General features: G+C 59.6%; 23 protein-coding genes. 9 read left to right on the plus strand and 14 right to left on the minus strand.

The window, feature by feature from the left end:
* The 7 genes from VKS22_04230 to VKS22_04260 form a co-directional block, all read left to right on the plus strand.
* Positions 1–574, plus strand: a 574-nt coding sequence (locus VKS22_04230; GenBank protein ID HLW69811.1) for a regulatory protein GemA, incomplete at its 5' end; no start/stop codon positions are given.
* 54 nt (positions 575–628) lie between these two features.
* Positions 629–1,240 carry a hypothetical protein gene (locus VKS22_04235; protein ID HLW69812.1) on the plus strand — a complete coding sequence of 204 codons (612 nt, stop codon included), beginning with the start codon at positions 629–631 and terminating at the stop codon, positions 1,238–1,240.
* A 26-nt stretch (positions 1,241–1,266) separates the two neighbouring features.
* Positions 1,267–1,902 carry a hypothetical protein gene (locus tag VKS22_04240; GenBank protein HLW69813.1) on the plus strand — a complete coding sequence of 212 codons (636 nt, stop codon included), beginning with the start codon at positions 1,267–1,269 and terminating at the stop codon, positions 1,900–1,902.
* A 56-nt stretch (positions 1,903–1,958) separates the two neighbouring features.
* On the plus strand, positions 1,959–2,186 hold the full coding sequence (locus VKS22_04245; GenBank protein HLW69814.1) for a hypothetical protein: 228 nt from the start codon (positions 1,959–1,961) through the stop codon (positions 2,184–2,186).
* Positions 2,183–3,289, plus strand: coding sequence for a phage protease (locus VKS22_04250; GenBank protein ID HLW69815.1), 1,107 nt, complete (start codon positions 2,183–2,185; stop codon positions 3,287–3,289). The genes VKS22_04245 and VKS22_04250 overlap by 4 nt, the downstream gene beginning before the upstream one ends.
* A gap of 84 nt (positions 3,290–3,373) precedes the next feature.
* On the plus strand, positions 3,374–3,619 hold the full coding sequence (locus VKS22_04255) for a hypothetical protein (GenBank protein HLW69816.1): 246 nt from the start codon (positions 3,374–3,376) through the stop codon (positions 3,617–3,619).
* A 160-nt stretch (positions 3,620–3,779) separates the two neighbouring features.
* Complete coding sequence (locus tag VKS22_04260; protein HLW69817.1) at positions 3,780–5,708, plus strand: phage tail tape measure protein; 1,929 nt, start codon at positions 3,780–3,782, stop codon at positions 5,706–5,708.
* A gap of 1,017 nt (positions 5,709–6,725) precedes the next feature.
* Here VKS22_04260 and VKS22_04265 read toward each other — a convergent pair.
* The 11 genes from VKS22_04265 to VKS22_04315 form a co-directional block, all read right to left on the minus strand.
* Positions 6,726–7,166, minus strand: coding sequence for a hypothetical protein (locus tag VKS22_04265; GenBank protein ID HLW69818.1), 441 nt, complete (start codon positions 7,164–7,166; stop codon positions 6,726–6,728).
* Positions 7,167–7,406: 240 nt separating this feature from the next.
* Positions 7,407–9,176, minus strand: coding sequence for a hypothetical protein (locus VKS22_04270; protein ID HLW69819.1), 1,770 nt, complete (start codon positions 9,174–9,176; stop codon positions 7,407–7,409).
* 40 nt (positions 9,177–9,216) lie between these two features.
* Positions 9,217–9,516, minus strand: coding sequence for a hypothetical protein (locus tag VKS22_04275; GenBank protein HLW69820.1), 300 nt, complete (start codon positions 9,514–9,516; stop codon positions 9,217–9,219).
* A 10-nt stretch (positions 9,517–9,526) separates the two neighbouring features.
* Positions 9,527–10,117, minus strand: coding sequence for a hypothetical protein (locus tag VKS22_04280; protein HLW69821.1), 591 nt, complete (start codon positions 10,115–10,117; stop codon positions 9,527–9,529).
* 293 nt (positions 10,118–10,410) lie between these two features.
* On the minus strand, positions 10,411–10,650 hold the full coding sequence (locus tag VKS22_04285) for a hypothetical protein (GenBank protein HLW69822.1): 240 nt from the start codon (positions 10,648–10,650) through the stop codon (positions 10,411–10,413).
* Positions 10,651–10,784: 134 nt separating this feature from the next.
* The gene (locus tag VKS22_04290) at positions 10,785–11,294 is read right to left on the minus strand and encodes a regulatory protein GemA (protein HLW69823.1); all 510 of its coding nucleotides are present in this window, start codon (positions 11,292–11,294) and stop codon (positions 10,785–10,787) included.
* A 196-nt stretch (positions 11,295–11,490) separates the two neighbouring features.
* Complete coding sequence (locus tag VKS22_04295) at positions 11,491–12,006, minus strand: hypothetical protein (GenBank protein HLW69824.1); 516 nt, start codon at positions 12,004–12,006, stop codon at positions 11,491–11,493.
* Positions 12,003–12,296 (minus strand): hypothetical protein, encoded by a 294-nt coding sequence (locus VKS22_04300; protein HLW69825.1) that lies wholly within the window; start codon positions 12,294–12,296, stop codon positions 12,003–12,005. Before VKS22_04300 ends, VKS22_04295 begins: the two co-directional genes overlap by 4 nt.
* 529 nt (positions 12,297–12,825) lie before the next feature.
* A complete protein-coding gene (locus tag VKS22_04305; GenBank protein HLW69826.1) occupies positions 12,826–14,346 on the minus strand; it encodes a DDE-type integrase/transposase/recombinase in 1,521 nt (506 codons plus the stop codon).
* Positions 14,347–14,374: 28 nt separating this feature from the next.
* A complete protein-coding gene (locus VKS22_04310; GenBank protein ID HLW69827.1) occupies positions 14,375–14,977 on the minus strand; it encodes a hypothetical protein in 603 nt (200 codons plus the stop codon).
* A complete protein-coding gene (locus VKS22_04315; protein ID HLW69828.1) occupies positions 14,974–15,234 on the minus strand; it encodes a helix-turn-helix domain-containing protein in 261 nt (86 codons plus the stop codon). Before VKS22_04315 ends, VKS22_04310 begins: the two co-directional genes overlap by 4 nt.
* A 188-nt stretch (positions 15,235–15,422) precedes the next feature.
* Between VKS22_04315 and VKS22_04320 the strand changes: the two genes are divergently transcribed.
* A complete protein-coding gene (locus VKS22_04320; GenBank protein HLW69829.1) occupies positions 15,423–16,016 on the plus strand; it encodes a helix-turn-helix domain-containing protein in 594 nt (197 codons plus the stop codon).
* An 819-nt stretch (positions 16,017–16,835) separates the two neighbouring features.
* Here the strand turns inward: VKS22_04320 and VKS22_04325 are convergent.
* Positions 16,836–17,585 (minus strand): response regulator, encoded by a 750-nt coding sequence (locus tag VKS22_04325; protein ID HLW69830.1) that lies wholly within the window; start codon positions 17,583–17,585, stop codon positions 16,836–16,838.
* A gap of 1 nt (position 17,586) precedes the next feature.
* On the opposite strand from VKS22_04325, the gene VKS22_04330 reads away from it, so the two are divergent.
* The gene (locus VKS22_04330) at positions 17,587–17,772 is read left to right on the plus strand and encodes a hypothetical protein (protein ID HLW69831.1); all 186 of its coding nucleotides are present in this window, start codon (positions 17,587–17,589) and stop codon (positions 17,770–17,772) included.
* On the opposite strand, the gene VKS22_04335 is transcribed toward VKS22_04330, so the two are convergent.
* Positions 17,759–18,802 carry a histidine kinase dimerization/phospho-acceptor domain-containing protein gene (locus tag VKS22_04335; GenBank protein ID HLW69832.1) on the minus strand — a complete coding sequence of 348 codons (1,044 nt, stop codon included), beginning with the start codon at positions 18,800–18,802 and terminating at the stop codon, positions 17,759–17,761. The two genes, VKS22_04330 and VKS22_04335, sit on opposite strands and share 14 nt — an antisense overlap.
* Before the next feature lie 177 nt (positions 18,803–18,979).
* Entirely contained in the window at positions 18,980–19,426 is a 447-nt protein-coding gene (locus VKS22_04340) for a DUF805 domain-containing protein (GenBank protein HLW69833.1), read from the minus strand.
* Positions 19,427–19,453: the final 27 nt, after the last annotated feature.

A 19,453-nucleotide genomic window follows, 5' to 3' on the forward strand; every position in this document is an offset into this window, starting at 1 on the left:
GGAGGACTCAACCAGGGGTGGGCCAAAACTGAGTATCGCGGAGACCGCCCTCGTTCTTATCGAACAGACGGAGCAGTTAACCCTGGCGGCCACCGGCAAAAATAGTTGTCGCTCATCGGCAAAAATAGTTGACGTCCAACACCACGTTGGCAAAAAGCGGCTCGGGCTGGACGACACGACCTATCGCGGAATCATCGCGCGGGTCTGCGGCGGCAAAACTTCGGCTGGCGATCTCGATGAGCGTCAACGTCACGCGCTGCTCGATGAGTTCAAGCGGCTTGGCTTCCAACAAAGCACTTCATACACAACGTCGCTTGACGAGTTTGATGATCGCGAGCCGCAGGCGCGGCTGATCCGGGCATTGTGGGCTGATCTATCAGCGCTCGGAGCGTTGCGCGATCCGAGCGAAAAGGCGTTGCGGCGCTTCGTCAAGCGAGTCGCAAAAGTGGATTCGCTGGCCTGGCTCGGACCGCATGAGGCGAACGCGGTTATTGAGGCGCTCAAACAGTGGAGAAAGCGCGCTGCGGTCACAAGCAGGCTTCGACCGGGCGGCGCGGCGGGCGCTGACAGTTAGAAAAAACGCGCGATCGGGGCGCGAGTAAAAAACAGTCAAGGAGGATTTCGCGGAATGGAGAATCATATCGACACGGGCGGCTCGGGGCATCTTAACGGCAACGGCAAAGGGAAGCATGCTGCCGTGAACATAGCGGTGCCAACGCCGAAGAAGCCGGCGCGCGAGTCAACGAAGCGGCGCCGAAAGGCAAGCAACGCGGGTGATTCGAACGCTATAGGCGTCTTGGGCGACGTTGCGACCAAAGTCGCCGTCACCTCGCACGAGTACTATCGGGCTGCGCGAGAAGAGGCATTATATGCCCGTGTGCAGGCGAGAACCGGAGAGGAATGCACCAATTACGACTACTGCGACAATGTTGCTGAGACAGCGGAGGCCAAAGCGCGGTTCATGCTCGCCCTAATGAGCCTGCATGAATGCTTATCCACGCAGGGGTTGGCCGTCAAAGACGTATATAAGGTCATCATCGACGCTGATGATTGTCGAGGCGCATTCGAACTGTGCGGGGAATGGCATGCCTGCGCAGAGTTGGCCGCCAAAGCCGACAATGATGACTTACCCACGCAGGAGCAGGTTGTCGAGCTGATCGGCAGGACGGAAATCCTGATCGAGCGGATACAGGCGTTCTTCGAGAAAGAGGGCATCCAGCCGGATCATTTTCGACGGTAGGGCGACGTTTTCAAAGGAAAATCAGGTTGAGGTGGGGAGATGGCGGACAAAACGCACAAAAAGACGGGCTGGATGCGGCGGTGGACGCGCTGAACGGCGCTGCAGAGAAGGCCTGGCAGCCGCCGCACAAGCGCGTCGAGGCATTACTCGACCGGCTAATGGTCGGGATCCATCCGTCGCGGCGCGGCGAGGTTGCCGATCTAGTAAATGTCGCGAATCCGCGGATCGTCGAGGCGATCTCGCGCGGCGATGAGCAGACGCTCACTAGTGAAAAAGACAAGCTGGCGCATGCGATTCGCTTCGGTGGATTCAGCAATGCGAAGGTCGAGCCGTCACAGATTGAGATCTGGGAAAAACCCTTCCGCCTTTATGGCTGGGATTCGGGTGAGGTCGGGGTCATCAAGGGCCGTGTCAAACCCGGTATGCAGATTCAGGCGGTGTCCTGGTGGGCGGTGAAGATCGACGGCCACGTGCATAAGCGCGAAGAGATTAGGCTCGGTATGCGCCTGGCGTGGGATAAAGAGACCACAGACCGCGAATTTTTGGAGCGCTATGACGCGCGGAACCCGATTCCGGCGACTTCGACTGTCGAGTTCCAGGCCTCGCGCGATCCTGAAATCAGGGCGGCGCTCGAACGGGTCAGGGCGTCCGGAATGGCCTGATACGAAAGCAACTCACAGAATTTCAGGCCGCGTGCGACTCGCTGATCGGGGCTTTCATGGATGTGAAAAGACCCTTCGAGGCGTCGATCAACACGCTGGGGCGCATTCGCGCACTACCGATCGAATCCGTCGAAATTCTCACGCAGGGCATTAAGGAGTGTAACGCCGCGGCGGCCAGCATCCGCACTCATTTGCTGGGAACCGAGAGCATCGCGGCCTTTGGGAAGCAGTTCCTTGAGCTCGAACGGACGTTACAGCGCCTGATCGAAGGGCAAAAACGATGAGCGCGGCCGCTTGCATCTGCCCGATCACCCCGGACCGGCGAATCACCAAACCATGCGCTTGTCACGCCTCGTCGAGCGTGGCGCGGAGCGCCGCGACTGAACACGCGCCGGAATGGATCGATCTGATTCCAGCCGGCAGCTTTTCGACGCGCGACGGGCGCGGTCCGTTTAAGAACGAACATCCCGACGCGGTGATCGCGGCGACGCGCGAGCTCCGCATGACGGCGGGGCTGCCGATTGACTACGAACACGCCACGGATGTCGCCGCGCCGGAAGGGCGGCCCGCGCCGGCGGCCGGTTGGATCAAAGAGCTGCGGATTGTGCGCGGCGGGATTCAGGGCCGGGTCGAATGGACCCAAGAGGGCGCGCGTAAAGTCGCATCACGTGAGTATCGGTATGTCAGTCCGGTTTTCGAACACGACCAGGGTGGGAACGTTCTATGCCTGTTGCGGGCGGCAGTAACCAATAACCCTAACCTCTATATGCGAGCGATCTCGTCGGCGAGGAACAATCAGATGACTAGTCAATTAACGGCAGTGGAGAAGCAGGTTTGCGCGCAGACCGGGGTTAGCGAGGCAGAGTTTGCAGCGACGAAAGCGACCCGCAATGGCACGACGCGAACGGGTTTGTTCAGCGCCGGAGCGCCGGCTCCGCTGGGAATCTGTAACAACATCACTCACCAGCTTACCGAATACGCAGTTACGCATTCGGTCGGGAATCTGCGCGCCGCGCACGCGTATATGACCAACTTTATCGGGCACGCGGCGGCGCGATTCCTGACGGCGCACGATCTCGAGTTTTGCAAGCAGCATGATATGCCGCTCGCCAAGTTCGCGATCGCCAGGCACGCCCGGATGAGCGGCAAGCCGCTGACTGTTTCGCACGGCCAAGTCGAACGGCAGGCGCTGGCCGATGCGCAGTTTGAAATGAATCAGCAGACCGAACCCTCGGAGCTGCTCAAGCAGGCGAGCGAAGAGATCAGCCAATTCTTGAAAGATCCCGACCATATCGAGTCACTCCATCATCTGGTCAATGCGGAAGCCTACGTCAGCATGGCGATGAAGAAAGTGGGCGCGGTCCGGCAGCAGGCCGGCGGGTACTGACGAACAAATCGGAAACTCAAAAAGGAGACAGCAAGATCGAAAATGGTTGAACCAAAAGCTGACCCGAAAACTAAGGAAATCACGTTGCCTTCGGGGCGTAAGGCGGTGATCCGCGAAGGCTTCGGCCGCGACTTGATGAGGGCGCAGAAAGTCGCGAGGGACGTCGCTGAAATTCCGATGGCATTGGTCGCGCAGCTCGTCGAGATCGACGGCGCGACGATAGTATATGAAGATGTGCTCGAGATGAACCTTGCGGACGTACTCATGCTCCAGGCGCAGGTAATGTCGGGGGATTTCGATTCCCCTCCGCCGCCGACTTTGCCGGCCTAGTTCAGTTTGGCTTTTTAGCCGAGGAACTAGAACGGATGAGTTTCGAGCGATTGACCTATTGGCTGGAAGCCGTGCGGGAGCATCAGGAAGCGGTCAACAAGGAAATCGCGCGGGCGCGTGGAGGGTGACGGGTTTTTCCCGGCGACGGAGTGGCTGAAGCATGGCGATAAAGCTTTTCGAAATTGGCTATCTCATCGCCTTGAAAGGCGTGGCCGCCTTTCACAGCGCCATGGCCAGCGTCACCGGTGATTTTGAAAAAGTGAATGAGGCCGTCAAAAGCACGCAAGCCATGCGAGAGTTTTCTGCGAACCTCGGCATGATGGGCGGCGCCGCAGTCGCGGCGGGCGGTGCGGCGAGCGCGGCATTGTACTCTGTACTCAAGCCCGCGATGGAGTCCAAGGCGGAATGGTCGCGCGTCCAGGAATCCATGAACGATGGCGCCGCGACCATGAAGAACCTGAACGAGGCGCGGGAGACGGCCGAGAAGATCGTGTCGGCGAGCGTCATTAGCGAGACGCAACTCGGCGAGGCCTACTACGTCGCGAGAAGCAACATGATGTCGCACGCCGAGGCGCTCGACGCGATCAGCGCGGCGAATGACCTGGTGGTCGCGACGACGCGCAACGCGGCCGACGCGCAAGCGCAGATGGCTCCGACGACGCGCACGCTGACGACGATGCATCAACTGTTCGGAATGTCCGCGCGGCAGGCCGCCGATCAGATGGCGGCGTTGCAAACGCGATATGCGGAGTTGGATATTTCGGAAGTCACGTATGGTCTCCAGTACGCACAGCCGGTGACCAAACAGACCGGCATGGGCGTATCCCAAATGGAAGCGGCGCTCGCGATGTTGTCAGTCGGCGGCCTGCACGGCCAGGACGCGGGCACGGCCTTCCGCGAGATGATCGCGAAGTTCACGACGGATTCGAAGTTACAGCAGTTTGTCCGGGTAAATAAGCAAGGCGGTTTCGATCTGGCGGCCTCGCTCGACGCACTCAAACAAGCGATGGCCGGGCTTTCGCCGCTTCAGCAGGCGATGGCTCTCAAGGGCTTTGGCTTCAATCTTCGGGATGTGACCGGCGTGAACATCCTGCTCGGCAAGATCGGCGAGCTCCGCGCCGCGACCACAGACCTGGATCATTCCCAAGGTGACGCGGCGAAGCTCTCGACGACCAGAATGTCGGCGGCGGATGAGCAGTGGGCGGAGCTGCTGAATAATCTCGATCTGCTCAGGACAGCGATCGGCGAGAATTTGTTGCCCATCGTGAATCGCTGGATCCCGAAGCTGATAAGCGGGCTTCAGTCGATGCACACCTGGGTCGAAAAGAATCGCGGAACCGTGACCACCTTGCTGAAGGTCATGGCGGGCTTCGCCGCGATCATGATACCGCTCGGCGCGATTGCGGTGCTCTTCGCCGGCCTCAGTTTTGTCGTTTCCTATGTTCCGGGAATGACCGCGCTGGTCGGAGTGATCAGAGGCGCCGGAATCGCGACCAAAGTCTGGACGGCGACGCAGTGGCTGCTGAACGCCGCGATGGATGCGAATCCAGTCGGGCTGGTGATCATCGGGATCGCCGCGCTGATCGGGGTCGTCTATGAGCTTTACAAACACTGGGATATGGTCAAGACGTTCGTGATGAAGATGATTCCTGAGGCGTTTCACTGGGGCGTCAACCTATTGAAAAGCTTCGCGGCGGGCATCGCGAGCGCCGTCATGTATCCCGTGCATGAGGTCGAAAAGCTCGCGGGTAAAATGGGCCGTTTTCTGATCGGGCACAGTCCCGTCCCTGAAGGGCCATTGCATGACCTTAATTTGAGCAAAACGATCGCGATGACCCTTCAGCCGATGCCGGTGCTCGCCGCGATACGGCGGACGGCGGCCGCGATGGCGATCGCGGGGCCGATGATGCTCGGCGGCGCGGGGAGCGCCGGCGCCGGCCTGGCGGGCGTCACGATCAATTACTCGGTCACGATCAACGGCGGCTCGGCGGACGAGTGGGTGAGGTCGGCCAAGCGGCACGCGGACGAGCTCGTCCGTATCATTGATGAGAAGATGTCGCGGCGAGAGCGGAGGAGCTACCGAGATTGATGGGGGGAAGCGAAATGACCTTTCAATCGATTTGCTTGGTCTCTTCAGTGGTCCTTATCGCACTATGCGGTTGGATGAACTTGCGGATCACGAAGCGCCTTTGTCTCGGTCTCAAGGATTTGTCCGAAATAACGACCTCAATACAAACTTTGCCTGCGAACCAGCCGGATGGCGGGAATAAGTGCACGTCGAGCTCCCGCTTATCAACTAGGTAAGACGTGTGAACGAAGGGAAGGGTGGTCGTAGTACCTCGTCCACGCACGTCGAGGTCCATTGCAATCTGCTTGGCAGGCGGCCGATTAGGGTCAAATCTGAGACCTAGGAGAGCGCGTTTGGGCCGTAGCGGCCGAACAGACTGAAAGACTAGGGTCCGTTGAGCCTGATTCATTAAGAGTATATGAAACCACAACGCGTCACCCTCCTCGGTCCAAATTGGTTCGTCGCACTCCAGAATTGGAGCCTCGATCTCGACTTGGTACCGGTAGCTCAACCAGGCGAACAGTGCCGTCGCGCTAGTCGCCACCGCAACGATTATTTCAGCTACATCCACTAACGAGAGACTCGCAAGCCTCAGCCATTAGATAATCAATTCTGGATGCCTTCAAGGATTCGGCTTTGCCGCGTGGATCGTACCTCGCGCGTCGTGTTCTGAATGTGCTCGATGAGATCAAACCATCCGAGCGTTTCCGGCCCTCCTGCATCCTTAAATTAGGCTCGCTAATGGCAGCTCGGGGAGCGGGCACTCGCGATTCCTCATAAATTGCCGCGATCAAACCAAGCTGCCGATCTGATCAAACCAAGGTGCCGCTTACAGTGTGGGCGATCGCCTGAAACTGGCAATCGCCTGCGCTTAGACGTGTCATAAGATGCACGGCGCGATGCGCGCACACGCCTTTATAGCTGTGCAGCATCAATAAATCTAATGTTGGAGAGAGCTTAAGGCGGATGGAATGGTCAGATGGTTTGATCTCATCCGAGGGCGCGAAGGCGAAAACAGAACCGTTGGGCGCGGCTATTCTACTTCAGAGACTCTTCAGCCCTATCGATCGTCGCCACCAGTTCATCAAGTCGCACACGGTAGCTATCGACAAACGCTGGAAGTTCCCTCAGTGCCTCAATGCGGAGGCCGCGACTTGCTTGTAGCAGCGGGGTTGTCTTGTCGAGGATGCGCTCCTCCTCGTCCAGTTCGACAAGCTTGCCCCAATCGTCAACGCGAAACCTACGATATAGACGCACTAGGAATTGCCAACGATCCCCAGTTTCTCCATATTCGAGCTCTTGTTCAAAGCCCGCTTCGCATTCACCTAATTGCCAACCCGGCGCAAACTCAATACCGGCTTGGGCAGCGGCAAGTCGCTTCTCGACCTGCCCGATTAGCTCGTTAATGCTGTTACTCTTCTCGTTTAGTCGCTGCGCGGCGTTGGAAAACTCGGCGAGCGACTTCTCTATATCAACCATGCGGTCAGCCAATCCTTGGGACCGATCAGGTCCATGTTGCGGAATTATCATGCGCAGCTTCCGCTGCGACTTCAAGCCGCGCCCAACGGCTATAAGAATTGCACCATAAGCGCCCGGCACTCGCAACATGGCGCGTAGCGATTATCCACAGAAATCCAGCCCGTCACCCGATTGCGCCGAGAAAAAGCACGCCGGCAAGCTTCTGCTGAGCAAAATAGATACTTCATAATGAGATCCGTCTTACGCGCTGAAGCTTCTGCAATCTCGCCTCTCCATTTCTCTTTCGATGATCCGCATGAGCTCGGCCGCGTGCCGCTTCGCGGCTTTTGCCCACTCGTCCGCCGAGCCGCCGGGGATCGTCGGCGAATAGTTGACGACGATCTGGACGGGCGCCGGGCCCGCGCTACCCGCCATTCCGCTGAGCAGCATCGGCGCCGCGATCATCGTAGCGAGCGCCGTCCGATGCATCGCCGCGACGATCGGCGACGGCCGGATCGTCTCCGCGATCGTTTCCACCAGCCGGATCCGGTTCAAGTCGCGCAGCGGCCCGACCTTCGCCGGCGAATGCGGCAAGTAATCCCGCAGCTTGCCGAGCACACCCTCGATCGCGTGGATCGGCCACGTCACTGCGCTCTCGATCCCCTTGGCAAAGGTCTTGAGTAGATTGACGCCCCACTGAAACGCCTCAGGAATTATTTTTACAAAGAAATTCTTGATCTGCGGCCACCACGCGATCACCGCCGCAACCGCTGCGACAACTCCGACCCCGATCGCGATTGCCCAGGCCGCCGCCAAACCGGTCGCGCTGGCAATCACAATGGCGATAGATCCGAAAACCGTCAGCAACGTACCAATCGCTATGGCCGCCACTCCCGCCACTCCAGCGAAAATCAGTAAATACTTGGTCAAGGTCTGATGGGTGTCAGCGAAACTCTTTGCCATGTTGACTACGCCAGTCAGCATGTCGATCAGCGTCGAGAGCTTGCCCAAGAGTGCACCCAACGCGTCCTTAAGATTCTGAAAGCTCTGCCAGAAGATCTGCTTCTTCGAAGCTTCAGTCGCTTCGTTGATGCCTTCCATTCCCGCGACCGCGCCCGGCGCTATCGACGCGACCTTCGCCAGGTTCTCGCGTAGCATCCCGGTCTCTTCGATCAGCGGTAGCAGCCGCACCCCCGCCGTCGCCCCAAAGACTTTCGATAGATAATCAATCTGCGCGGCGTGTCCCATCGTCGCTAGCCGCGCGCGCACCTGATCGAGCACATTGACTAATCCGTGCTGCGTATCGATTCCGTATTTCGCCCCGTGCGTCAGCACCTCCGAGAGCGCCATCGCCGCCCGCCCAGCCCCTTCCGGGCCGAGGATATGCTGCATCTCGGCCATCACGCCGAGCGCTTCCGCCGCGTTACCCTTCGCCATCAGCGTCGCCCCAGCCAGCCGCCCGAGGGCCGACGGCACCGCGTCCAGATTGGTCACGCCAAAGACCTTAGTTACCGCCGCAAAGGTCCCGGCGATCTGGATCGCTGAATTGCCGCAGGCTCTCCCCGTTTCAGTGAACAAATTCATTGCCGCGGCGGCATCGATCCCGGTTGCCGCGTGCAGCTTCAGCGCCTGCGTCGCCGCATCAATCGACGCCGGCAGACTATGAAATACTGGCGCGGCATCTTTCACCCTCGCTAAAAACTCATCCGTCGAGCCCTGATGCATCGACGAGAATTTCTCCGCCGCCTCGCGCGCCGTGTCGAGCTGGCTGCCCGTCCAGCCGGTCACCGCGCCGAGCTTGGCCAGTACCGATTGCGTCTCGCTGGCCGCCTCGACGATGCTCTCGACGCCGCCGAGCACGCCCTCGCCGGCGCTCTTCATCTGCTCGCCGATCTGCTCCAGGCCCATGCCGGTCAGCACTTTGGCCGACGCATCGAGCCCTTCGAATTGTTCGCGGATATGTCCCACGACGCCCGACACCTTGTCGATCGCCTTGATGACGTATCCGAGCTCGAACAGCTTAATCGCCATCGTTTTACGATTCCTTCATCACGCTTGCGCGGGCCGCGATCTAATACCCGCCGGCGGAGCGCCGCGCGGCGCCGGCCTTCTTCATGGCCATGCTGATATATGCCTCGGCGTTGACCAAGAATTGAAGCGATTCCAGATGCTCCGGGTCTTTTAGGAATTTCGCGATCTCGTCGGTCGCCAGCTTGAGCAACTCCGACGGCTCGGTGTTCTGATTCATTTCAAATTGAGCATCGGGCAACTCCCGCCTTCCGCACGCCGATAGGCGGATACCGTCACCCGGCGCGGATGACACGTGCATGGCCCGGTAATTCGCCGATCCGGGGTGATCGGGCAGATGCAAGCGCCCTCGCTCATTTCTTTTGTCCTTCTGCGACACTCTGGAGCGTGCGTTCAAGTCTGAGAAACTCGACCGACAACTCCATCATCGCTTTGTTTCGGCGCATAGAGTCGCGCAAGATGATCGTTGCCTCGCGGCATTTTCTCGTTGCCTCGGCCAGAACTTCCGGCGATTCAATGGGTAGCGCGCGGATGCGCTCCAGAGTCAACGCCGAGGCTTCAAGTGGTCGCTTAAAATCCCCGAAGGCTGCGATCAACGAATCGAGTGCCGCTCGAAAATCCGCCGCCGGCTTATTTGCCGGAATCCCGATTTCCTTCATCGCGATTTCTCCATCAGCCGCCGCTCGAATCGCCCGAAGCGTATCGCCGAGCCGCCGCAGCGCTTCACTCTCCTGAATCAGCTTGAGCCGCATCTCGCCGGCGAGCGTGCCGAGCTCACCGGCGACCGTCTTTTGGAGATCGGCCGGGAGCCGCATCGCCGCGATTCGCTCGATCGAGCCGAGGATCGCTTCGGCCGGCGTAATCACCGTCTCGCGGATCGCCGCCGCTGTTCGCTCCGCCGCGCCCGTCAATGTTTTCGATTCTGATTGTTGAGTGTAGGCCATATACTCAGTTCAAATTTATTTCGCGAAACCCATGTCCGTCCGACAAGCCCCCCAGGTAGGAGATCGCGTGTCGTTTAAGGCTCGCGCCGCAATAGCCACAAATCAGGCGCGAACCTGTTTCTCGTTCTTGCAGTTCCTCCATTATGAAATCGACGAAATCTGGATTTAGTCTCGTTTTCCATACGCGCCTGGTATGCCGCGAACGCCTCGGCCAGCTCGTCGTCCGCTGCCCGGCTATTTCGTGGAAGAGTCATGCTCGGCCCGGCTTTCGACGGAGCGCAAATGATCCATCATCAACCGCAGCTCCGCTTCGACCGGCGCCAGGTTGACCGCCCCGAGCTGACGATCACTTCGGCGCTATCGTCGAAAAGCTTCATCTGCTGGCGCGTCTGGTTGCTCATGGACGCCAGATCGAGCGCCGCGAGGCGCTCACCGATGCGATCGACCATCGGTCTCATCCGATCGATCGCGTCGAGCATCGTGGCGAACCGCTTCGTTATTTCCGTCTGCTGCGTCTTCCAGTCCTGCATCATCTCGAACTCCCTCTTATGACATCCGTGCCGCGCGCCGCTGTTCTCGCCGCTCGCGTTTGCGCTCGGCCCTCTCGCGCCGAGCGGTTTCTTTTTGTTTTTTCAAAAGCGTCTCGGTGCGTCGCTTCACGTCACCCTCAGATGAAAAAGCCGGCGAGCTCAGCCGCCGCCAGCCGCTCAGCCCGACTCAGCCGCGCGCCAGCCACACTCCACCGCCGGCGTTGTTTGAGCGCTTCGATGACCGCGTTCGCTTCCTGCGGTCCCAGCCAGGCCAGCGAATCCACTTTTGCGACTCGCTTGACTAATCGCCGCAGCCCCTTTTCACTCGGATCGCGCAACGCTCCGAGCGCCGCCAGGTCAGCCCATAGGCAACGGATCAGCTTCGCTTGCGGTTCGCGATCATCGAACTCGTCGAGTGATTTGGTGTAAGAAGCGCCTTCTCGAAACCCGAGTCGCTTGAACTCGTCGAGCAGCGCGCGGCGTTCGCGCTCGTCGAGCTCGGCGGCCGAAGTCTTGCCGTCGCAGACCCGCGCGATGATTCCGCGATAGGTCGTGTCGTCCAGCCCGAGCCGCTTTTTGCCAACGTGTATCTTCCCCAACTCGGCGCGCCGCATGGTTTCGACTGCAGATTTTCGTGCGCCGTTCATTGAGCTCCATCACCGCGTCGATGCGCCGCAATCCACGCCCGCACATCTTCGGTTCGATAGCGGATGAGCTTCGAGCCGAGCTCGATGTACACCGGCCCTCGGTCTTGCCGACGCTAAACTCTCAGCGTCGCAGGCTCAACCCCCAGGATGCGCGCGACCTCTACGTCTTCTAGTAGTTTTTCGACCGTCTCACTCATCATGAGTCCGCCCGCCACACCACATAACCGCTTCCATCGCGCCGCCGTACGGAGGCTCCGCCGATTATCAGCCAGACAATTTCGTCGCCGGGCTCCAGCGCCGCTGAGACTTTCTCGACGAATGCCTCAACCGGCCAGCCCTGATGTTGGTAAGCTTGTTTCGCGACCGACTCGATATGCTGCCGCAACTCTTGGGGTGTCCGCGTCAAAGTTGCGTGGCAGCGGGTGCAAATGCCCGTCGGCTTGGCTTCGGCTTCGGCGAGCCGCCGATTGGCGACATCAACGAACGCCCCGGCCGCGATCACCACCGCCGCCAGATCATAAATCGCCGCGTCTATCCGTTGGGTCAGCGCTTCGCGGTCGAACACTGATAAACGCTTACTGCCGGATAATGCTGTTTCGAGCTGACGGAGCGCCGCGATCCCATCGCGCACGGTCACCTCTCGGCGAACTTGCATTTCCCTATCGTCTAGTTTGGCGGACATGATATTTCTCTCTGGCACCATTAGCCTCACCCGACTGCCGATCTGATTGGCCGTTGCGTCAATGCTGAAATCGAGATTTGAACGGTCTCGGGTTTGGCGTCCTTGCCTCTTCGGACCGGTAGCGCCGCGCGATCGACGAAACCCAGATCTGCGGCGTCGGCAAGACTTAGCGCATCAATCTTTGCGTCAAGCGCGCGCCGCTCAAGCTCTGCATATACGCCGAGTAACAGGCGGATTGTGCCCTTGCTTCTTGTGAGGCAGTGTTCGACGAGTGGTCGGTCAAAAGTCACACCCTCGACCAGATCGAGCGCCAGTAACATCGCGTCCGCCAATGATGCTTTTTGGAACTCGACGCCGCCGCCGACACGCGAGCTGATAGCCTCGAGGAAGCCGGTCGCGCCTTCGAGCAGCCGTGCCAGGCTGCCGATCGATATGAAGACGATCCCACGCTCGCCTCATCCGCCAGATCGCGCAGCGTATGCAACAAACTGAAGTTCCGCCCGCGCGCAAGATAGTCACTCTCATCAATCAAGAGGTAAAGATCGGGCTGGGTTTTCAGTTCTGCTAGGAGCGTTCTATATAGATACTCGGTCGAGGACCATTCGGTGCCCCAACCCGGGTTGATCGCGCTCAAAATATCTCTAAGCATCATGCCGCGACTGGACCGCCAAGCCTCACGCGCTCTGACCCATACGACGCGGCCATACTTATTCCGAATCGCTTCGATGAGAGAGGTTTTCCCCAAGCCAGCGGCGCCATAGATGACACCTAGTGGCTGAGAGCGTGTTAGCCGGGCAGGCACTGTAAGACCCGCGACTATGTTTTGCGTGGACGATGTAATTCCCGTTTTCACGCTACTAGTCCCAAGCTTTTGCGCACTTCAAACTCGCGGCTGGTTTCATATCCCCCAACCCACAAAGCGTCAGATCTGCTTAGCTCGCCGCTCGGCATGGCCTTGAGCTGCAGGTAGCGTTCAAAATCCAGCTCCGCCGGGCTTTGGGCAGGCCAATCGGATGAGTCGTCAACCGATGGCATCCGCGCCTCAATCTGCGGCCGAAGCTTGATGACGTTGTTTGTCTGCGCTGCGGCGCCGGCTTGAATCGCTTCGCTGGCCGCCGTCAACGCTGGTGTCTGATAGGAAAACCGTTCATGTTCGGGCACGGCGCTCGGTGCGTTTTTCGCGGCGTGTTCCAGCACCTCGTCCGCGAGGCTCGCGGGATTGATCCGCTTTACGAGGCGTCGCGTTTCCGCGCGCCGCTCGCTCATGAAGCGGTTTTGAAACTGCCGCGCCGCGATCGCGAGCGTGTCACGATCCAGTCCCGCGCGTTCAGGGTTGACGGCGACGCAGAGCTTCTCGCGTCCGCGCCGAGTTTCGCGAAACACATACACTAGCCCCATGTTCCCGGATGGATGCGGAAAGACCCTTACCTGCTCGCCGCAGTGCGCGCTCAGCTCTTCCGCGATGAAATCGACGCCCTCAACGTGGACCTTGCCCGCGACGACTTTGCGCAGCACCGAGCCTTGACTGAGCAGTCCCAGCGCGGCGCGGTCATCAATAAAACGCACCCCGCCGCGCCATGCCGCCGCTACCTCATTCGGTGAACAGCCGGCGAGTCCGGCGTGAACTCGGGCGCCGTAAACATTCGCCGCCCAAGTATCAATCTTCGTTTGCAGCTCTTCGACCGTCAGCTCTGCTTCAAACAGTTCCGCGCGGTTCTTCCCGAAACGTGCCGCAAAAGATTTTCTCGCACGCCGCGCTTGTTGCTCCGCAACGCTATGGCCAGTAAAGCCCGGCAGCATCGGAAAAAACTCGTGCGACAGCGTTCGATTCATCCGCTCGACGTGAGATTTCAACTCCGGCCGGAAGGGTGGGCGCGGCGTGTAGGTAATCCCCAGATCTGCGAGCAGCCGCTGCAAGTGCTCGCTCACAAATCCGGCGCCGTTGTCCCCGACAATCTCCTCGGGGACGCCCCACGCCGTGATCGCCTTGCAGATAAGCCGCGCCGCTGCACTCGCGCTTTCCGACGGCGCAACCAGAAACATCGCGCGCCGGGAGTACACATCGATGACCGCGAGAATCGCGTAACGGCGGCCGTCGCTGAGCATGATATCGCCGCGCGTGCCGTCGATTTGCCACTGCTGGTTCAGCCGGACTATATGCACGTCCGCCCGCGCAACCTTCGTTCGATGTTTCGACTTGAATCGCCCCGGATCGTTCAACGCTTCTTCCAGCGCCGGGTTCTCGGTGCGCCAACGTCGGACGTAATCCTTGATCGCGGTCAGGGAAGGGAGTTGAGCGTCGGGGCATCGCACGATCATCGCTTCGCGGATCCTCGGCGCTGTAAGCGAGCGGCCGAACTTGGCAAGCATCGCCTGCGTCAACTCGCGCAGCTCGGCCTTAGATTTCGATGATCCCGCTCTCCGCGCGATTTCCGTGTTTCGGCGCGAGCGCGCCGATCCCATTGCGCGCCAACTTCGCCCATCTGATTAGCGTCGGCGCGCTGACTTTGACGATCCCTGCCGGCAGCTCGATCTCGCCCGACCGGCACAGTTCGGCGAATTTCTCGGACGCGATCGATGGTGACAGCCCAGAGTGACGCTCAAATTCCCGCAGCCGCTCTAGCACACAGGCCCGCGCAGTGACTACTTGGCCCGCCTTGTTTGACAATTCGATCAAAGATTTGACGGCCGCGGCGCCGGTCCGAACGGAAATCGGCGGCTTTGCACCGCCGCGCTCGCGCTCGTCGGCTTGCTGCGACGGGCGCTCGCCTTCTGAACTCAGACCGGCCGCCGCAGCCGAACTGAATAATTTTTCGCTCGCTTGTCGCTTTGCTCGATAGCGCGCTTTTGAGAAGGCGCGCAAAATCTCGGATGTATAATGAAGTTGGTAAGCCTTTCCTGATTTTCGTTTCGGGACACCAGCTTCGCTGGCGACTCGGTGAAAATGGTCTGTGGACCATCCTGCCGCATTTGCGAGCAGTTCTGCCGGCAGCTCGATCATCCTTGATTCTCTCGCCGCGCTTTCAGTGCCCTTCTGCGATAGCGAGAAGGCCAAATATCCGCCGGCTTCATTCCAAGCGCGGCTGCAATGAGCCGCTCGGCTTTCAAATACGGATGATCGAGGGCTTCGCGAAGGGAATCTCGTCTGTACCCGTTTTGAAAACTGAGAGCCCGCAGCGATAATCCCCTGCGGTGCAATTCGGCGATCACATATTCGCGCGGCCAGTCAGCGCCGGTTGACACTACGCTGACGGCCACCGATGATGCGCGTAGACTCATTTGGGCATATATGCCTTATTTCAATTGTCGTGTCAACTACAATCAGACGGAGAGGGCGAAAGCCAAAAGCTGAACCCGCGCGCCCCGAAATTCCGGCCGCTCTTCATCCGACAGTTATGATGGCGGGGTTGGCCGCGCGCATAGAGCGAGCGTCCCGAGACGCGCCGATGAACCGGACCGAATTAACCAAGGCGGCCGGCGTCTCGCGCGCCGCTCTATATGCTTGGATCAAGGGCAGTTCAACGCCGAGCATCGCAACCTTAGCGCTCGTCGCTAGATTGACCGGCACCTCGCTCGGCTGGCTTGTCAGCGGCGAAGGTGCGATGCGTCCAGGGGAAGAAGTGCCCGGCGGATACGCCTTGCCCGCATCGCCTTTTTATAACGTTCAGCCGCCGCCTTTCGCATTCAAAGAGGAATGGCTCGCGGATTTGATCACAGAATCGGGCGCGAAAAAACCAGGCGAACAGATTTACTTAATCGCCGTGACTGACGATGCGATGGAACCCACGCTCAAACGAAAAGATTTACTCTTGGTACACCGGCGCGCGCTGCGGCGTGGAGAAAGCGGGCTTTATGCCTTGGTCATACGAGACCCTGTCGGAACTGGACAGCTAGTAGCCCGGCGGATCCAATGGGAACTAGACGGAACCCTTACCATAAGGTGCGACAACCCCGCCTATCGTTCCGAAACCCGAGCCCTGCGAGCAGAGGAAGCGCCACAAATCGTGGGACCGATCCTCTGGCGCGCTGGGTATGTCTGAAGGATTAGCTTAACTAATTCCGTCAGGAAATCTCGATCCGCTGCAACGCCGGAGCGATCCGGCAAAAAAGATGCCTTCGAGCCCGTCAAAAAAATATCGAGCGAAGGCGATCTTCGCTCGATATTTTTGGCTTCGCTCGACATTTTTGGAAGCAAATAGTGTCGATATTTCAAGCACCTACGCTCATCGCTCGACATTTTTCCGCGTCGGCGGGATGATTTGATCTAAATGTCGAGCGACGCAGTTAGGCCCCGCTTCTGCCTAACGTCGCGTGCTTCCACACCTTCGCCGGTTCAGGTCTCTCGGCAGGATTGTTTGATCTGACGAGCCGGGCTTACCTGCCGTCGTTCCCCTGCGCGTGGCCATCTCACGCGGTTCTGACGACGGGTCAGACGCGGGCCAACAGCCCCGCCGTTGTTAGGGTTTAAGGCTTCGTCGCGTCCCATCGCAGCAAGTCGAACCAAGTAGCGGATCGACAAGTCCGGCCAAGTCCGTACTAGTCCGGCCAAAAATTGCCGAGCGATCAAACCATCCCGTCTCTTACACTCCTTGTTTGGAATCGCGGCGCGATGGTCCGCTTCGGCTACGCTCAGGGCAGGGTTTCGCCGCGGCTCGCGGTGCTCACCGGCCCAGGATAACTAATCAGGCTGGCGCAAAGGTTCCCGACGCCGGGGCGGAGGCTGGGAGGGTCAGGGTGAAGATGGCGCCGCGTGGAGCGGCATTCTCGACCGCAATTTCGCCATCGTGGGCGAGGGCGATTTGCCGCGCGAGGGCGAGGCTCAGCCCCTGGCCTTTCGCTAATGATGGGCGGAATCTGGATCAGTGAACTCGTCGAAGATGCGCGGCAGGTGTGCGGCGGCGACGCCTTGACCCTGGTCGGCGATAGTCAGGGCGCACGACGCCTTCGTCATGCGAGACGGCCACCGTGACCGCGGTCCCCGGTGGACTGAAGCGTATAGCGTTATCGATCAGCGCGGCGATGACGCACTTGATTTGCGTGCTGTCGAGGCTCGCCGGCGCGCTCTGTGACAGCGTTTGGGTGATAACGATTTCGCGCTCGGCGGCGCGCACACTCGCCTCGGTGAGGACCTCGCGGACGACCGCGGAGAGGTCGGCAGGCGCGAAATTGAAAGTCCAGGTGCCGCTCTTCATGGCGGTCAACCGGATGACCTTATCGAACAGTTGGCCGAGACGGCCGGCAGCGTCGCGCACGCGGATCAGCCACGCCTTACGCTCATGCGGGTCCATCGCGTCGTCCTCCAAAATCATCTCGATCACCGGAATGATATGGCTGAGCGGCGTCCGCGTTTCATGGTTGAGCAGGCGTAAAACGTCAGTCTTGAGCTGGTCGACCTCTTCGAGCGAGGTCAGCCGTAAGAAGGTTCGGACTTTGGCAATCAACTCGTCTTCGTCAAACGGCTTGGTAATGTAATCGTCGGCGCCGGCCTCGTAACCTTGCAGCCGTTCGGAGAGCATCGCTTTGGCCGAGACCATGATGATCTTGGCATGACGCCGCGTGCGATCGGCGCGCATCCGGCGGCAGGTATCATAGCCATTGAGACCGGGCATCATGATAATCCATCAGGACCAGGCCGGGATGAAACTCAGTGGCGAGCTCGAGGGCATCGTTGCCACAAGCCGCGGTGGCGAGGTTATAGTCCTCACTGAGTATCTCTTCGAGGATGGCGACGTTGACTGGATTATCGTCGACAATGAGTATTCGGCTCTGATTCATAATTCACCTACTGCGATTTGAGCGGTGGGGTGTGCCATCGCGCGGCGGGAGCGGCATACTGAATAGTGAGATGGCGCTCCGAGGTGAGGGAGATAAACTCATCGACGACCTGCGCGAGCAGCAGGTTCAGATCGGCCAACTCGAAGTTGAAGTTCATCTTGCCGGACTCGAGCTTGGACAAATCCAGCAGATCGTTGAGCAGGGCCAGCAAAATGCGGCCGCTCCGATCGACGCGGTCGAAGTATTCGCGCAGCTTCTCGGGTTTGACGCGACCGCTCCGGCGCATACCGAAGCCGGCGAAACTCAGAATGCCCTGCAGGGGTGTACGCAATTCGTGGGATATATTGGCCAGAAACTCACTCTTGGCCAGATTGGCGGCCTCGGCGCGCTCCTTTGCTTCATGCAAGCTTTGCGTGAGCTGATGGCGTGAGTATTCGTAAATCCATCCGAGGAGCGCGATGAATAGTACCGCAGTAGACAGGGCCGCCTCGAGAACCAGACGACCCAGGCTTGCGAAAGGGGCTCGGGAAAGGGGTCGCCGAAACTCGTCATGTAGTAAAAGGTGACAATCTCGGCGGCGATGTAGCCGGCGCAGATGAATCCGAAGTTGGCGCCGACGAGGAAAGCCGCCATCAGCGGGAAGGGCACTTGCCAGGCCAGAGTAGCTATACAGTAGCCGCCGTTCTGATAGGCGATGTAGTTGAGGCCGCTGAGGATTTCGAGACAGAGCATCACGCTCGGCGCGTGCGACGATTTTGTGTGCCGCAGCAGAAAGGGATTGGTGAGGATCAGGAAGATCAGGAGAACCAGGGCCAGCCGCGGTCGGTCTCGGGCCTTCAACCTCCCAGACTAAAATCGTGAAGAGCGCGCCGAAGGCGGCGGCACGGCCCACAACTCGTATCGTAATCAGGACGCGCGCGCGACGGCCTTCGTCCGGTCCGGCGGCGCGGGTCTGCGCGCTGAAATAGTCATCGAGCCGATACGCCATCCGGCCAAAACGGCCAGATGTCGTCGTGACGAGATGGTGGGCAAAGGCTTCGCGTCGCAGCATCCCAGGGAGTGTGGAGCAAACGTGATGCGGGTTGCGTTTTTGAAGCGGGGCGAAGTTCAGGAGTTGCCCGCTCGAACATATCGACGGCAAAGCTCCTCGAAGTGACCCAGACTGGGACACCGCGCGGGGCCGGGCGATCGCGCGAGTTGAATCGAGGCAACTTCGAGTAGTTTATGATTAAACCCGGGGCGTCAGCGGATCAAAGGCGAAGGGGTCGGGGCCGAAGCGGTTGGGTCCGACGGTGCCGCGCAGACAGCACCATATCAGGAGGATGAGGTAACATCCCGCAGTGATTAAGGCAAAAATGATCCAGAGCCCGCCGAAAACAGGCTGGCCAGTAGAATAGGTCATCGCGAGAAAAATCAGCGTGAGCGAGGCCGCGGGCGACGGCAGGAGCAGGTACCATCCTGAGCGATCGATGTCGTGAAGGCGGCGCACATGGACGGCGAGATTCGGCAGGATCAGGCCGAGACCGACGATGACGGCCAGCACTGGGATCAAGCGCGCGACGGTGTTGACGACTATTCCGAAAATCACGAACCACCAGTATTCCGAGCGCGGCGCGCGCCCCTTAAAGACAGCGTAGTTGGTGAGGCAGGCTTCGATCGCCTCAAAGAAACCCATCGGGATTAACCTCTCGTTGCGCGCGAT

The sequence above is a fragment of the Candidatus Binataceae bacterium genome (assembly GCA_035308025.1).
GTDB lineage: Bacteria > Desulfobacterota > Binatia > Binatales > Binataceae > JAJPHI01.

What these genes read in the sequence shown, in the direction of transcription:
- VKS22_04235 (HLW69812.1), top strand. Translation starts at nt 629, where the DNA reads ATGGAGAATCATATCGACACGGGCGGCTCGGGGCATCTTAACGGCAAC.
- VKS22_04245 (HLW69814.1), top strand. Translation starts at nt 1,959, where the DNA reads ATGGATGTGAAAAGACCCTTCGAGGCGTCGATCAACACGCTGGGGCGC.
- VKS22_04250 (HLW69815.1), top strand. Translation starts at nt 2,183, where the DNA reads ATGAGCGCGGCCGCTTGCATCTGCCCGATCACCCCGGACCGGCGAATC.
- VKS22_04260 (HLW69817.1), top strand. Translation starts at nt 3,780, where the DNA reads ATGGCGATAAAGCTTTTCGAAATTGGCTATCTCATCGCCTTGAAAGGC.
- VKS22_04265 (HLW69818.1), bottom strand. Translation starts at nt 7,166, where the DNA reads ATGGTTGATATAGAGAAGTCGCTCGCCGAGTTTTCCAACGCCGCGCAG.
- VKS22_04270 (HLW69819.1), bottom strand. Translation starts at nt 9,176, where the DNA reads ATGGCGATTAAGCTGTTCGAGCTCGGATACGTCATCAAGGCGATCGAC.
- VKS22_04280 (HLW69821.1), bottom strand. Translation starts at nt 10,117, where the DNA reads ATGGCCTACACTCAACAATCAGAATCGAAAACATTGACGGGCGCGGCG.
- VKS22_04285 (HLW69822.1), bottom strand. Translation starts at nt 10,650, where the DNA reads ATGATGCAGGACTGGAAGACGCAGCAGACGGAAATAACGAAGCGGTTC.
- VKS22_04290 (HLW69823.1), bottom strand. Translation starts at nt 11,294, where the DNA reads ATGAACGGCGCACGAAAATCTGCAGTCGAAACCATGCGGCGCGCCGAG.
- VKS22_04300 (HLW69825.1), bottom strand. Translation starts at nt 12,296, where the DNA reads ATGTTACTGGCGCTCGATCTGGTCGAGGGTGTGACTTTTGACCGACCA.
- VKS22_04305 (HLW69826.1), bottom strand. Translation starts at nt 14,346, where the DNA reads ATGCTTGCCAAGTTCGGCCGCTCGCTTACAGCGCCGAGGATCCGCGAA.
- VKS22_04310 (HLW69827.1), bottom strand. Translation starts at nt 14,977, where the DNA reads ATGATCGAGCTGCCGGCAGAACTGCTCGCAAATGCGGCAGGATGGTCC.
- VKS22_04320 (HLW69829.1), top strand. Translation starts at nt 15,423, where the DNA reads ATGAACCGGACCGAATTAACCAAGGCGGCCGGCGTCTCGCGCGCCGCT.
- VKS22_04325 (HLW69830.1), bottom strand. Translation starts at nt 17,585, where the DNA reads ATGCCCGGTCTCAATGGCTATGATACCTGCCGCCGGATGCGCGCCGAT.
- VKS22_04330 (HLW69831.1), top strand. Translation starts at nt 17,587, where the DNA reads ATGATAATCCATCAGGACCAGGCCGGGATGAAACTCAGTGGCGAGCTC.
- VKS22_04335 (HLW69832.1), bottom strand. Translation starts at nt 18,802, where the DNA reads ATGCTGCGACGCGAAGCCTTTGCCCACCATCTCGTCACGACGACATCT.
- VKS22_04340 (HLW69833.1), bottom strand. Translation starts at nt 19,426, where the DNA reads ATGGGTTTCTTTGAGGCGATCGAAGCCTGCCTCACCAACTACGCTGTC.